10 protein-coding genes and 1 pseudogene are annotated in these 12,100 nt (G+C 72.8%); 4 read left to right on the forward strand and 7 right to left on the reverse strand.

Annotation, left to right across the window (positions count from 1 at the left end; translation table 11 throughout):
• From EMA09_RS00005 to EMA09_RS00020, 4 genes and pseudogenes are all read right to left on the reverse strand, one after another.
• Positions 1 to 901 (reverse strand): annotated as a pseudogene (locus EMA09_RS00005) (ATP-dependent DNA helicase); the annotation flags it as partial.
• A gap of 352 nt (positions 902 to 1,253) precedes the next feature.
• Positions 1,254 to 2,903 (reverse strand): TlrC/CarA/OleB/SrmB family ABC-F type ribosomal protection protein, encoded by a 1,650-nt coding sequence (locus tag EMA09_RS00010; protein ID WP_129837619.1) that lies wholly within the window; start codon positions 2,901 to 2,903, stop codon positions 1,254 to 1,256.
• 488 nt (positions 2,904 to 3,391) lie between these two features.
• The gene (locus tag EMA09_RS00015) at positions 3,392 to 3,646 is read right to left on the reverse strand and encodes a hypothetical protein (protein WP_129837620.1); all 255 of its coding nucleotides are present in this window, start codon (positions 3,644 to 3,646) and stop codon (positions 3,392 to 3,394) included.
• 130 nt (positions 3,647 to 3,776) lie between these two features.
• On the reverse strand, positions 3,777 to 4,118 hold the full coding sequence (locus EMA09_RS00020) for a hypothetical protein (protein WP_129837621.1): 342 nt from the start codon (positions 4,116 to 4,118) through the stop codon (positions 3,777 to 3,779).
• Between the two features lie 311 nt (positions 4,119 to 4,429).
• Between EMA09_RS00020 and EMA09_RS00025 the strand changes: the two genes are divergently transcribed.
• The 4 genes from EMA09_RS00025 (at position 4,430) to EMA09_RS00040 (ending at position 9,706) form a co-directional block, all read left to right on the forward strand.
• Positions 4,430 to 6,937, forward strand: coding sequence for an Hsp70 family protein (locus EMA09_RS00025; protein ID WP_346655795.1), 2,508 nt, complete (start codon positions 4,430 to 4,432; stop codon positions 6,935 to 6,937).
• 224 nt (positions 6,938 to 7,161) lie between these two features.
• A complete protein-coding gene (locus tag EMA09_RS00030) occupies positions 7,162 to 7,740 on the forward strand; it encodes a hypothetical protein (protein WP_168220601.1) in 579 nt (192 codons plus the stop codon).
• A gap of 23 nt (positions 7,741 to 7,763) precedes the next feature.
• Entirely contained in the window at positions 7,764 to 9,026 is a 1,263-nt protein-coding gene (locus tag EMA09_RS00035; protein WP_129837624.1) for a sensor histidine kinase, read from the forward strand.
• Positions 9,023 to 9,706 (forward strand): response regulator transcription factor, encoded by a 684-nt coding sequence (locus tag EMA09_RS00040; RefSeq protein WP_129837625.1) that lies wholly within the window; start codon positions 9,023 to 9,025, stop codon positions 9,704 to 9,706. Before EMA09_RS00035 ends, EMA09_RS00040 begins: the two co-directional genes overlap by 4 nt.
• A 152-nt stretch (positions 9,707 to 9,858) precedes the next feature.
• Here EMA09_RS00040 and EMA09_RS28095 read toward each other — a convergent pair whose 3' ends face one another.
• The 3 genes from EMA09_RS28095 to EMA09_RS00055 all read right to left on the reverse strand — a co-directional run bounded on the left by EMA09_RS28095 (position 9,859) and on the right by EMA09_RS00055 (position 12,000).
• Entirely contained in the window at positions 9,859 to 10,563 is a 705-nt protein-coding gene (locus EMA09_RS28095) for a hypothetical protein (RefSeq protein WP_168220602.1), read from the reverse strand.
• Positions 10,560 to 11,177 carry a pyridoxamine 5'-phosphate oxidase family protein gene (locus tag EMA09_RS00050; RefSeq protein WP_129837629.1) on the reverse strand — a complete coding sequence of 206 codons (618 nt, stop codon included), beginning with the start codon at positions 11,175 to 11,177 and terminating at the stop codon, positions 10,560 to 10,562. The genes EMA09_RS28095 and EMA09_RS00050 overlap by 4 nt, the downstream gene beginning before the upstream one ends.
• A 352-nt stretch (positions 11,178 to 11,529) precedes the next feature.
• Positions 11,530 to 12,000 (reverse strand): hemerythrin domain-containing protein, encoded by a 471-nt coding sequence (locus EMA09_RS00055; protein ID WP_129837631.1) that lies wholly within the window; start codon positions 11,998 to 12,000, stop codon positions 11,530 to 11,532.
• Between the last annotated feature and the right edge of the window lie 100 nt (positions 12,001 to 12,100).

The raw sequence follows: 12,100 nt of genomic DNA on the forward strand, positions 1-12,100 counted from the left end.
TCGCCGGGCAGGTGCACCAGGTCCTGTCCGACCCGCACGGTGAAGTCGCCGTGGGGTGCTTGGTGGGCGCGCAGCAGGCAGGCCAAGGCGCCGGCGAGGTCGGAGCTGCCCTTGAGGCGCGCCGTGTCGAACGGGTCCGCCGTGTCGGTGGACACTCCGGCGAGCTCCTGGCAGGTCGCCAGGACGACGTCGTTCTCCCCGAGGGAGGGGAGGACTTGGGAGATGTAGTCGAGGAACCGGGCGTTCGGGCCCACCACCAGGACGCCCTCCTCCGCGGCGCGTGGGAAGGCGTACAGGACGTAGGCCGCCCGGTGCAGGGCGACCACCGTTTTGCCTGTGCCGGGTCCGCCCTGCACCACGGTCACTCCGCGGTGGGCGGAGCGGACGATCTCGTCCTGTTCGGTCTGGAGCGTCGCGACGGCCGCGTGCATCCTGCCCGTGCGCCGTGCCGACAGAGCCTCGGTCAACGGGCCGTCCCGACGACGTCCTCGTCGGTCGGGGTGGTCCCGTCCAGCAGTTCGTCGCTCACCGAGACGACCGTGCGCTCGTCGAGGCGCAGGTGCCGGCGCCGCCGCAGGCCCATCGGGTGGACCGGTGTCGCCTCGTAGAAGGGCCGCGCCGCGTTCGCGCGCCAGTCCACGAGCAGGGGCAGGTCGTCCTCCTCCGTGTGCAGTCCGATCCGTCCGATGCGCAGGGCCGTGCCATCCGTCCAGTCGATGCGTCCGAAGACCAGCCCTTTCCCGGCGCCCTCCAGCCGGCCGATCTCCTTGGTCAGACGCTCGGCGACGATTTCTCTCTCATATGCCTCGTCGGCCCTTTCAGCCGGGGCTTTCAGCACATTCGCCCGCTGTGTTCGTGCCTCGGAAAGCCGCTCGGTGAGCAGTTCGTACAGGGTGGACACATAAGCCTGCTCGGATGCAACCGCACGCACGGCCGGGTCGTTCACTTGCGACAACAGGGGCTCCTTCGATTCGAGCACACCATATGGTCGAAGCCGCCTGAAGGTAAGTCTTGACTTAGTTGTGGAGCCATGGCCTTGTGACCGGGACCGTGCGCGCATTCCGTCCTGCCCGGCAGGTCAGAGAAAAGTCGCGGAATCGTGATGGTTGATCGTACGGCGCGTCACTCATTCCGCTGTTCCGTATATCGTTGATTGCGTTTCTGATACCGGCCCGCCCGCCAGAAAAGTCACCGTCGGCAGGACAACCGGATCCTCCAGCGTCACGTGATGGCTGTGCCGCGTGACCGGCCTGTCACGCCGCTCGGATCGCGGCTGTCCGCGGCAGTTCCAGGTGCTCGCCGTGGAATCGTGTCCGCAGGGCGCGATCGTGTGTGACCAGCACCAGCGCTCCCGCGTACCCGGTCAGCGCTTCCTCCAGTTCCTCGACCAGTGCCGGTGACAGGTGGTTCGTCGGTTCATCCAGCAGCAGGAGGTCGGCGGGCTCCGCGACCAGGCGCGCCAGATCCACGCGGCGGCGCTGGCCGTACGACAGCTCACCCATGCGCAGCCGGAGTTCGGCCGGGTGGAAGAGACCGAGGGCGAGCAGGGCATCGGCGTGTTCGTCGGCGGAGCCCACGCGGCCCAGTCCGAACGCCTCGGCCACTGTGAGGTCCGACGGCCATGGTGTCTCGTCCTGGCGCAGATGGCCCACCCGGCCCGGCACCCGCACCGCGCCCTCGTCCGGCCGCAGCTCACCGGCGAGCAGCTTCAGCAGCGTCGTCTTGCCTGCGCCGTTGGGGCCGGTGACGAGAAGCCGGCCGTGGCGGCCGAGGGTGAGGGAGTCCAGGCGGAGACGGTCGCCCACGCGGATGTCCGTCAGCTGGGCGGCGGGGGTTTCCGCGGGAGTGGTGCCGGTGTCGTGCGCGACGTCTTCCGCCATCCGTATGCGTGACGTGAAGGCCAGCGGGTCGGGGGGCGGTGCCACCGGGTTCGCGGTGAGCCGCTCGACCCGCTCGCGGGCGTTGCGGATGCGGGCCATCGCCCCGTGGGCGCGGCCGCGTGCCCGGAACCCGCCGTGGCCGAAGTTGGCGAGCGACGCCTTGCGCGGGATGGTGTCGAGGCGGGCGGCGTGGCCGACGGCCAGCCGCTCGTTGCGGGCCAGTTCGGCACGCCACTCCTTGTGCTCCTGGAGCCGGCGGCGGCGTTCGGCGGCCTTCGCCGTACGGTAGCCGGTGTAGCCGTCGCCGTACCGGGTGACCTTCCCGGCCTCGGCCTCCAGGACCGTGGTCGTGAGGCGTTCGAGGAAGACGCGGTCGTGGGTGACGGCGAGCACGATGCCCTGGTGTGCCCGCAGTTGCGCCTCCAGCCATTCCACGGCCCGATCGTCCAGGTCGTTCGTCGGCTCGTCCAGGAGCAGCAGTTCGGGGCGGGCGGCCAGGACGCCGGCCAGGGCGAGCCGTGAGCGCTCGCCGCCGGAGAGGGAGCCGAGCCGGCGGTCCCGGCGGAGCGCCGGCAGGCCGAGGTGGTGCATCGCGATGTCCACCCGGTGGTCGGCGTCGTAGCCGCCCCGTGCCTCGTAGCGTCCGAGGAGCGCGCCGTACGCGGCGAGTGCCGCCGGGCCCCCGCCGTCACCGAGCGCCTGCTCGGCCCGGCGCAGCTCCGTTTCCAGGGCACGCAGGTCCGCGAGGGCCAGGTCGACGGCGTCCTGGACGGTGGCGGTCGGGGGGAGGGGAACGGTCTGCGGCAGGTAGCCGATGCCGCCGGCGGCGGACACGGTCACCTCGCCGCTGTCCGGGCGTTCCTGGCCCGCGATGAGCCGGAGGAGAGTGGATTTGCCGGCGCCGTTGTCGCCGATCAGCCCGGCTTTCTCGCCGGGTTTCAGGGTGAAGGAGACCCGGTCCACGACGGTGTGGCCGGGGTAGTGCTTGGTGACGTCGTGGAGGGTGAGTTGTGAGGTGCGCAAGGCGGGGTCCTTCTGGCCTCGGAGTTCGGTCCGGGCCGGATCGGGGTGGAGGGCTGCTCGGCGGGGCGCGGCGGCGGCAGTCGAGTGCAGTGCACTGCGAAGCTCCGCGGTCGGCGCCGGTGGTCTCACAGGGAACCCATGCGGGAGACCGTACGCTACGACGGGGGAAGCCGCAAGACGGAACGTCTCGTCTTGCGTGACGTTCCGACGGATCGGCCGAACACTCCCCGCTCCGCGCCCGTGCGGCGGTCTGACGGCCGAGGGGCTCTGGCCGGACATCACGCGGCGGTCCGTCCAGCGAATGTTTCCGACCCGCACGCGGCGCCTCGGGGCACGGGCCGTTCCGCCGTCCCTCGCCGCTGGAAGTGCCGTTTCCTGCTGGGGGTTGTTGTACCCAAGACGCGCGTCGGCGGACCTCCCGGGTCCGGTGTGGTCCCGGGAGATCCGCCGATGTGATCCCCTGTCGCGCGCTCGCGGGGCGCCGCCCGCTAGCCGGCCAGCGTCCCTCGGTAGCCGACGGGGCCTTCGCCCGGGAACTGGGCGGTGCCCTGGAAGGTGCTTCCTCCGTCGAAGAAGGTCACCGAACCGTTTCCGGCGTCACCGCTCCACGTCACCGTGGTCCCGGTGCTCGGCGGGCTGTCCTCGGGCACGACCTGGTTGCGGTTGACGATGTTCACCGTGAGTGGTGCGTCATCCTGCCAGCCTCCGCCGCCGGTGTGGATCTGCGTGTCATACGTCGCCATGGTGCCCTCTCGGCTTCGACAGGCCCGCTGAGCCCGCCGTCCCTGCTGTCTGCGCCCACAGCCTCACCAGGCACCATGCCGCTCAACCGCCATCACGCCCCGCTCCTGCCCAAACCACCCGTCAGAGTGATCAACGCCCCGTGCTGGGGCCTGGAGACCCGTCGGTGTCCGGGGCGGCCGGTGCGCTGTCCGTGCCGTAGAACCGGCCCTGGTCGCACAGGGCGTCGATCTCCGCGTTCTCCTCGTCGCTCAGCTGCGCGTCCAGCGCTTCGCCGATGACGCGTCGGGCGCGGGCCAGACGCCGGGCGACATCCCAGTCCGCGACGAACGCGCCGACGGTGGACTCGTCGGCGGTCCCGGATGCCCGGCGGGAGCCCAGGCGGTCGAGGGAGACGACGAACTCGTCGAGGTCCCGCAGCATGGCGACGACCTCGCCGAGGGGGAGGGTGATCTCACGGGAGGACATGTCCATGGGCCGAGTCGTCTCCGGATCCGGGGTTCGGGGCGGGTGCGGGCGCCCGGTTCGGCCGAGGCGCCGAGTCGGGCGTTCCGAGCGGGCGCAGGGGGACCTGCCGGCGCACGCAGCCGTCGGGTCCCGGCGTCCCCCAGCGAACCGGTTCCGCTCGACCCGGCCGATTCTGGCACCCTCGGTGCGTCGCGTGCGCGCTGTCTCCCGTGATCCTCTGATGGTTGAGTGGGCGTCCGGGCGGGCGGACCCGTCGACGTGGGCAGGACGTGGAAGGGGTGCGGGTGGAGCCGTTGCGGGCGGGTGACCCACGGGAGGTGGGGGGTTTCGCACTGCGTGGCCGATTGGGCGCAGGAGGGATGGGACAGGTGTTCCTCGGGCGGTCGCCGGGGGGACGGGCGGTGGCCGTGAAAGTCGTGCATCCCCATCTGGCGCGCCAACCCGAGTTCCGGCGCCGTTTCCGCAGGGAGGTGGCGGCCGCACGGGCGGTCAGCGGCGCGTTCACGGCGCCGGTGGTGGCCGCGGGGCCGGACGACGATCCGCCGTGGCTCGCGACCGTCCACGTACCGGGGCCGGACCTGGCCGAGGCCGTGAGGGAGACGGGGCCACTGCCGGAGGATGCGGTGTGGTCGCTCGCGGCCGGGCTCGCGGAGGCGCTGCAGGCCGTTCATGCCGCCGGGCTGCTCCACCGTGACCTCAAGCCGTCGAACGTACTGATGGCCGCCGACGGGCCGCGCGTGATCGACTTCGGCATCGCCCGGACGCTGGAGGGCACGGTCCTGACGCACACCGGTCAGGTGATCGGGTCGCCGGGCTACATGTCCCCGGAGCAGATCGAGGGCGGCCACGTGGGGCCGGCCGGTGACGTCTTCTCCCTGGGAGCGGTGATCGCCTACGCGGCCGGCGCTGTCGAGCCGTTCGGCGAGGGCGCGCCCCTGGCGGTCATGCATCGGGTGGTCAACGGCCGGGCGCGCCTCGACCACCTGCACGGCCCGCTCCGTGAGCTGGCCGGGAGCTGCTTGGCGAAGAATCCGGCGGAGCGGCCCGCCCTGCCGGCGATCCTCGACCGGATCACGGCGCACTGGCAGCCGGCGGACGATGTCCCCGGCGGCTCCCCCTGGCCCGCGGCCGTGACCGCCCTCATCCACGACCGGGACATCCCGCCGACCGCGGCGTACACCATGCCCGCCGGCTCCGCCACGACCCATTCCGCGCCCACCGTCACGTCGCCGCCGGAGGGAGCCCGGGGCGGTGACGGACAACGGCACGCGGAACGGACCCGGTCGTCACCTCCGGGGACGAGCGGGAAGGGGACGCCCCGGCGCCCCGTCATCGGCATCGACTTCGGGATGACGACGTGCGCGATGAGCGTCTTCGAGGGCAGGAGGGTCCGGCCGATACCCAACGCCGAGGGCGCCACGACGACACCGAGCGTGGTGTCGGTCCTGGACGACGGGAGCGTCCTCGTGGGCACGGCCGCCGAGCGGCAGGCCGTCCTCCATCCCGACCACACCGTGCGGGCAGTGGGGTCGAAGCTGGGGACGGAGTGGAGCGTCACGCGGGGTCCCACGCGGTTGGCGGCGGAGGATGCCGTCCGGCTGCTGCTCGCCCGGCTGAGGAAGGACGCCGAGGCACACCTCGGCGGGCAGCTCGGCGGGACGGTCCTGACCGTGCCCGTCGCCTTCGGGCTCGGCCGGCGGACGGCGCTGTACCGAGCCGGCGAGGAGGCGGGGCTGCGCGTCCTGCGGATCATCAACGCCCCCTCGGCCACGGCGATGGCGTACGGCATGAGCCGGGACGACGACAGCACGGTGCTGATACTCGACCTGGGCGGAGGCACGCTCGACGTGGCGGTCGTCGCCGTCGATGACGGCGTCGTGGAGGTCAGGGGCACCGCGGGGACGGCGCGTCTCGGCGGGGACGACTGGGACCTGCGCATCGTTCAGCAGCTCACCGATCGCGTGCGGCGCCAGTACGGCGTGGACCTCACCAATGACGCGGTGACGACGCAACGGTTGCGGCAGGCGGCCGAGGCGGCGAAGCGGGAGTTGTCGACGGCGCGGTCCGCGTCCGTCCGGCTGCCCTTCCTGGGCAGTGGGCCGCTGCTCCTCGATGAGGTGCTCACCCGCGATCAGTTCGAGGCGTGCACCCGTGACCTGCTGGAGCGCTGCCGTACCGCCATGGAGCAAGCGCTCGAAGATGCCGGGCACACGTTCGAGGACATCGATCGGGTGCTGCTGGCCGGCGGTGCCTCCCGGATGCCCGCCGTGGGGGCACTGGTCCGCCGTCTCGCCTGCGGTCGGGAGCCCCATCGCGGCCTGGCCCCGGAGAGTGTGGTCACCGGCGCGGCGCTCCAGGCGGGTGTCCTGACGGGGGCCGTGAAGGACGTGCTGCTCCTCGATGTCCACCCCGTCTCCCTCGGCGTCGAGACGCTGGGCGGCGTGATGTCGAAGGTGTTCCAGCGGAACACGACGATTCCCACGAAAGTCAGCGCGGAGTTCACCACGCACTCCGACAACCAGCGAGCGATGGTGGTGCATGTCGTGGAGGGCGAGCGCGCGGAGGTGGCGAGGAACAGGACGGTCGCGGTGCTCGAACTGAACCTTCCTCCCGCCCCTGCGGGCGTACCACGGGTCGAGGTGACGGCGGACGTTGATGCCGCCGGGATCTTCCATGTCACTGCGAAGGACCTCGGCTCCGGGAACTCTGCGGCGAGCACCGTCAACCGAGCGACGGTGGACAGTGCGGTCGGGCTCGTCCGCTCGCCCCGGTGGGCCGGCCTGCGCGGTCTCGTCCCCCGCCCTGTGCCCGCGGCCACGGACTGACCCCGGCCGGTGGTGGACGAGGGGGGCGCCGCGCGGGCCGAACATGTCGGGGAGCCGGTGGGCGGGGGCACCACCTGATCAACGCCCAGGGGTACGGCATCCGCCGGACCCCCTACTGAGGTAGGGGGTCGGTCCGGCGCCGTGGTGTGACGTGCCGTGGGGAGCCCCGCCCCTACCTTTCCCCTGTCGGCAAGGGCCGGCCGGAAACAGGGAGGGAACAGGCGATGGCTTCCACGACTTCTCGGTACGCGGGTGGCGGTCACGGGGCACGACGGGCCGGGGACGGCGGCGTGCGGCGCTTCGCGCGGCGGGCGGGGTACGCGGCGCTGCTGCTCCCCGCCTCGGCCGTCACGGTCGGCGCGGTCCTGGGCGGGCGGGCGGACCGGGCGGGGAAGTGGTGGGCGCGGGCCGTCGGCCAGGACCCGGCGGCAGGCGGGCCGGGAGCGGCACGGCTGCTGGCCCATGCCCTGGTGTGCGTGCCCCTGGGGCTGCTGGCGCTGATCCCCGTCGGCATCGAGATCCTGTTCGTCCTGCGGGGCGTGTTCTATCCGCTGGTCGATCGCGGCCCGTACGACACGTCCTGGGGCGGTCCGAGTGCCGGCGGCGCGTGGCTGGCGCACTTCGGGATCGCCCTGCCGTTCGCGGCCGCCGCGCTCGTCGTCCTGCGCCTGCTCGGTGACCTGCACGCCCATCTCGCGGGCCGGCTGTGGGGCCGGCCGGTCAGGGCCTGGGCCGTGGCGGTCACGGCCGGGACGTCCGCGGCCGGGGCCCTGCTGGTCAACGCGTGGCTGCACCAGCTCTGATGCCGGCCGTAGCATGGTCGGCGATGACGACGCGCACCACCGACCGCTCCCGGACCGCGCTGTCGTTCTGCCGGGCGGTCCTGTGGGACGACCTGGGCGGGGCGCCGTTGCCCGTCCCCGGCGGCCGGTGGGGGGCGTCGGTCCCGTGGGCGCTGGCCGCCCTGGTGTTCTTCGCCGGGTTCGCGGACCTGGTGCAGCACTACGACACCGCGTCCGGTCCGGCGGTGGCGCTGGCCCTGGCCCGGGCGGCGCCGGTCGTGCTCGCCGCCACCGGGCCGCGGACGGCCTGGTGGGCGGAGTTCGCGGCGGTGGTCGTGACGGCCGCGGTGACCCGGCCGCACTCCCCCGCCGAGCCGTGGCCGTGGGCCGTGACGTCGTCGCTCTCGGCCGCGGCGGTGTTCGTCCTGGTGGGCTCGCGGGCACCCCGCCGCGCGCTGTGCGCGATGTGGCTGGAAGTGCTGGCTGCCGGAGCGGTACTGGTCGTTCTGGTCCCGGAGTACGGCGAGTGGGGCGGGCTGTTGCCGCTGAGCGTGCTGCTCGCGGTAGCGGCCGTCACGGCGGACGCGCTCCACGGCCGGGGGGAGGCCCGTGCGCGGCTGGCCGTCACGGAGCGGGTCAGCGCGGCCGAGCAGGCGCGTGCGACGCTGCTGGCGGAGCGTGCCCGTATCGCCCGCGAGCTGCACGATGTCGTGGCCCACCACATGTCGGTGATCACCGTGCAGGCGGACAGCGCGCCGTACCGTCTCGGCGGGGTGTCGCCGGAGGTGGCCGAGGAGTTCGCGGCCATCGCGGCGGGGGCGCGGCGGTCCCTGGGCGAGATGCGGCGACTGCTGCACGTACTGCGGAGCGAGGAGTCGCCCGACGGCGCGTACGCTCCGCAGCCCGGGCTGGAGGATCTCGCCGCCCTTGTGGAGACGACGCGCCGTGCGGGCGTCGACGTGCGTCTCGACATGGACGAGGGGGTGCCCGGCGACGCTGACCTTCCGGCCACGGTGGGGCTGTCCGCCTACCGTGTGGTGCAGGAGGCGTTGAGCAATGTGGTCCGCCATGCTCCCGGTGCCCGCGCGGACGTGCGCGTCCGCCGCAGTGACGGCGGGCTGCGGATCGACGTGGTCAACTCGGCGCCGGCCGGTGTCCCGCGCGCCGTGGAGGCCCGGGCGGGCGGGCACGGGCTGGTCGGCATGCGGGAGCGCGTCGCCGTGCTCGGCGGCGAGCTGACCGCCAGGTCGCAGCCCGACGGGGGTTTCCGCGTATCGGCCGTCCTTCCCCTGCCGGGAGTGTCATGAGCATCAGCGTGCTGGTCGTCGACGACCAGGCCATGATCCGCGCCGGGTTCGGCGCGTTGCTGAACGCCCAGCCGGACATCGAGGTGTCCGGGGAGGCCGCCAACGGTGAGGAGGCGGTCGACGCCGCGCGGCGGTGCCGGCCCGACGTGGTGCTCATGGACGTGCGCATGCCCGTTCTGGACGGTCTGGAGGCGACCCGCCGTCTGATGAACCCGCCGCGCGGCGTCGAACACCGGCCGCGGGTGCTGATGCTCACGACGTTCGATGTCGACGACTACGTGTACGAGGCGCTGGCCGCGGGGGCGAGCGGCTTCCTGCTCAAGGACGCGCCGCCCGCCGACCTGATCGCGGCCGTGCGGATCGTGGCGGCGGGCGACGCGCTGCTCGCCCCTTCGGTGACGCGGCGGCTGATCGAGGGGTTCGTCCGTGCCCGCCCCCGTGCGCTGCCCGACGAGCCGCGGCTCAGGGGCCTGACGCAGCGGGAGACGGAGGTGCTGTCCCTGGTGGCGCGGGGGCGGTCGAACAGCGAGATCGCGGGCGCGTTGTTCGTGGCCGAGCAGACCGTGAAGACGCATGTCAGCCGGATCTTCGACAAGTTGTCGCTGCGGGACCGTGCGCAGGCGGTCGTCTTCGCGTACGAGAGTGGTCTGGTCACGCCGGGCGAGGGGAGCGGCGGCTGAGTTGCCGGCTTCCTGGCTGCCTCACGGTCGGGCGGCTCGGGTCAGCGCCGGCAGGTGTGCTCGGGGAGGTGCCCGCGGGTGGGACGCGCATCTCGCCTGGCCGGCAAGGCGATTACCGGTGGCTTGAATGGCGCTGTTGTCCGGCGTTGCCGTCACGTGCCGGTGCCCGGCTCGACCGCCGCGGGCAGGTAGGGGGCGAAGTGGCCGGCGACCATGTCCGCGACCTCGGCGGCTCCGTGCGTACCGTCGACCTCGATGACATGTATGCCGTGGTGGCGCGCCGTGCGGACGGCGTCGTCCGCGACGAGCCGGTCCCGGGCCAGCCGGTTGGCCTGTGCCCGGGCCGGGTCGCTCACCCGGTGGCCGAGCGATGCCGCGCGGGGCAGTTCGCGGACCTGGCGGCGCCGGAACCCGTCCGTGGGAACCATGACGATCATCCGGCGGGGTGAGTCGATGATGGGTGCGACGAGGTCCGGGCGGAGGCCCCAGCCTTCGGCGATGACCGGGTGGCCGGAGTCGAGAGCGCGGAGATCGTCCAGTGCCCATGCGAATCGGAGAGGGAAACCGGCCAGGGCGTCGGCTGCCATCTCCGCCGGGCCGGTGCGCACCCACATCGTCTCCGGGTCGGGGCCGGCAGCGGGTTCTCCGAGACGGACGCGGCGGGCGATCCGCCGGTCGTCGTGCCCCCGGGCGTCGTGCCAGTCGTAGTGGTAGGCCGTCACGCCGTGGCGTTCGGCCAGGAGATGGGCCACGGTCGTCTTGCCGGCCCATTGGCCACCCCCGATCCACAGCGCGCGCCGCAGGGTGCCGAAGGGGTCCTGGATCCCGCCGTCACCGGCGGGGCTGTCGCGGGTCACCGGGTGTTCCGGACGGTTGCGGCAGGCGCGGGCGTCCCGGGTGCCGGGGGTGTGGGGGCCGGGAGGCGCCAGCGGGTCTGGGTCCACTCGCCGCCCTTCCTGAATCCGTGGACGACCGTCGGTCTGACGCGGAAGACCACCGAGCGGTGTCCGGACTGCTTCTTCACGACGACGGCCTCTCCCCCGTGCTGCCCGGCCTCGAACGGCCACTCCCCGTACTTCGCGGTGAACACGCGCACCAGACGCCGTACGGTCGCGTGGTCCCGGAGGCGGTGTGCCGTGCCCTCGGCGGCCAGGTCGAGGCCGTCGTGCATGTCGTTGCGTCCCGCCGTCACGAGGCAGTGCGGATTGGACCGGAGATTGCGGGCCTTGACGCTGTCCGGGCTCACACAGAAATGCAGGGCGAGGTCCCACCAGACGGCCACCACGGGCGTGGCGTGCGGGCGGCCGTCAGGCCGGACCGTCGTCAGCCAGTACAGCGGGGCGGATTCCAGCAGGTCGCCGGCTTCGGTCCAGGGCGCCGGGCGGGCGCCCTGGACCCCGGACGACACGAGCTCCCCCACCGGATCGGTGTCCTGCGCGGGGCGACCCGGGACCTTCAGTTGCGATGACATGTCAACTCCTCGGAGCCGGAGGTTCATGAGGTGCCTCATGGTCTACCGCCCCACTGTCGCCGAAGTGCCTTCCGGTTCTCCGTGATCCCGTGAATGTCCGCCGCAGCCGGTGTCCGGGGTGTAGTGGCGGGTCGTTTCCCGGTGCGCCGTCGCGTCGGCGCACCGACGGCGTGCGCGTCAACACGATGACGGGCGCATCACGCATGCGGATGGCTCCCCCGCGGACGGCTTCCCGTTCAGGTCCACCGGGTGGGATGAATCCCTCGCCCTCGCCCCGAGGTCCTCGAAGCGCGCGGAAGTCGCCCAGTGCCGACGGGTGACGGTCGGCGATTGGCGTCGCAGGTCGTCCTGCTCACAGCGCTCCGAGCACCTCCCCGGTGTCCGCTTCGAGTTCCAGTGTCTCGAGCACGGTGAGCAGTTGGCGCTCCTCGTAGCGGAAGTGGTTCTCCATGACCGCGGCGATGCCTTCGAGGTGGCGGTCGAGTTCCTCGGGCGGGGCGGCACGATCGGCCGCGGCGCGGAGGCTGTTGAGGAGGTGGGCGATCATCGAGTGGTCCTGCTCCAGGGAGCGCAGGACCGGGCGCAGCTCCGGGTGGGCGGCTGCCACGGCGGGGAACAGGGTGCGGTCCTCGCCCCGGTGGTGGGTGTCGAGTGCTGTGCAGAAGCCGTGGCAGTACAGCAGCAGCTCACGGGTCGCGGCCTGGCCGGGGGTGCCGTCGGCGAGGGAGTCGCGGGTCACGGACAGCGCTTCCCTGATGCGGTGGTGCACCCGGCGGAGTTCTTGGCTCCAGGCGATGAGCCTGGTCGTCTCGCGCTCAGTCACGCGAGAGCGAAGGGTGCGACGAGGGCATCGTCGGTCTCCTTCGGTCGGGCGCCTCCATGCCTGACACGGTCTGCCACCGGCACGCGACGCTTCCCGGAAG

The sequence above is a fragment of the Streptomyces sp. RFCAC02 genome (assembly GCF_004193175.1).
Classification (GTDB): Bacteria; Actinomycetota; Actinomycetes; order Streptomycetales; family Streptomycetaceae; genus Streptomyces.